The sequence below is a fragment of the Streptomyces sp. NPDC002138 genome, from assembly GCF_040296485.1.
In the GTDB taxonomy this organism is placed as follows: domain Bacteria; phylum Actinomycetota; class Actinomycetes; order Streptomycetales; family Streptomycetaceae; genus Streptomyces.
This window is the reverse complement of the sequence record NZ_JBEOXE010000163.1, coordinates 1-1,602: the sequence shown is the minus strand read 5'-3', so window position 1 is coordinate 1,602 and position 1,602 is coordinate 1. Positions and strand designations below refer to the sequence as shown.

Genomic DNA, 1,602 nt, shown 5'->3' with positions numbered 1-1,602 from the left:
CCCACCACCGACTCCGCACCCACACCCTGCGACACCAGATAATGCGCCAACCGGTTCGCCCGCACATCCAGCTCCGCGAACGACACCCCCACACCATCACCAACCACCGCCACCGCACCCGGCGACCGCACCACCTGCGCCTCGAACAACCCCACCACCGAAGCATCCGGAACCCCGGCCGAGGTGTCATTCCAACCGGACAGCACCGTCCGCAACTCCTGCGGACCCAGCACATCCACACCACTCAGACGTACACCCGGATCGTTGGAGACCTCGTCCAGGACCCGCGACCAGTACCCGGCGATCCGCCCAGCCCACGCCTCGTCGAACAGATCCGCGGCCACCGTCACCGATCCCCGCAGCCCCAACGCCACACCCTGCGCGTCGAACGCCTCGGAAACCATCACATCCAGATCGAACTTCGCGGTGGTCTTGCCCGCCGTCAGCTCGGCCGAGACCCCTCCGGCCTGCACGCCGGACAGCTCGAGTACGGCGTCGATGGTGTCCTGCTTCGTCAGGACCACTTGGAAGAGGGGGTGACGCGCCATCGAGCGGCTCGGAGCCAGCTCCTCGACCAGCTTCTCGAAGGGCACGTCCTGGTGCGCATGCGCCGACAGGCCCCTCTCACGCACCCGCGCCAGCAGCTCACGGAAGGTCGGGTCGCCCGACAGATCCGCACGCAGCACCAGCGTATTGACGAAGCAACCCACGAGGTTGTCCAGCGCCTCGTCGGTGCGTCCGGCGTTGGCCGAGCCGATCGGGATGTCCGTCCCCGCACCCAGCCGGAACAGCAGCAGCGCCAGCGCCGCCTGGAACACCATGAACGTGGTCACACCCTCAGCGCGCGCCACCTCCACCAGACGCGCGTGCACCTCCGCCGGCACCACCAGCGGCACACTGTGCCCCTGATGCGAAGCAACCGCCGGACGCTGCCGGTCGAACGGCAGCCCCAGCTCCTCCGGAGCACCCCCCAACTCCTCACGCCAGTAAGCCACCTGGCGAGAAATCAGACTCTCCGGATCCTGCTCGTCACCCAGCAGCTCACGCTGCCACAGCGCGTAATCCGCATACTGCACCGGCAGCGGCTCCCACTCCGGAGCCCCACCCGCACACCGCGCCGCATAAGCAGCCGACACGTCCTGAGCCAACGGACCCATCGACCAACCGTCGGTCGCGATGTGGTGGGTGGTCAACACGACCAGGTGCTCGTCCTTCGCGACCGAGAACAGCCAGGCACGGATGGGCACTTCAGTGGCGAGGTCGAACGCGTATCGCTCCGCGTCGGCGACCGCTCCGGCGAGCCCAGTCGGGGGAACCTCGACGGTTTCCAGTTTCCAGGCCAGTTCGGCCAGGTCGACGATCTGCTGGTACGGCTGACCGTCCTCAGCAACCGAGAACACCGTGCGCAGCACTTCGTGCCGTTCCAGGACGTCCCTGAACGCCGCGCCCAGTGCCAGCTGGTCCACCGCACCCGTCAGCCGCAGGGTGACGGACATGTTGTAGGTCTCGCTCGGGCCCTCCAGCTGGCCGATGAACCACAGACGACGCTGCGCGAAGGACAGCGGAACCCGCTCCGGACGCGCCCCCGCCATCAGCGCCACC

General features: G+C 68.0%; 1 protein-coding gene. It reads right to left on the bottom strand.

Annotated features, from left to right (window positions below; all coding sequences use genetic code 11):
* Positions 1-1,602, bottom strand: a 1,602-nt coding sequence (locus ABT084_RS37845; protein WP_351054384.1) for a condensation domain-containing protein, incomplete at both ends; no start/stop codon positions are given.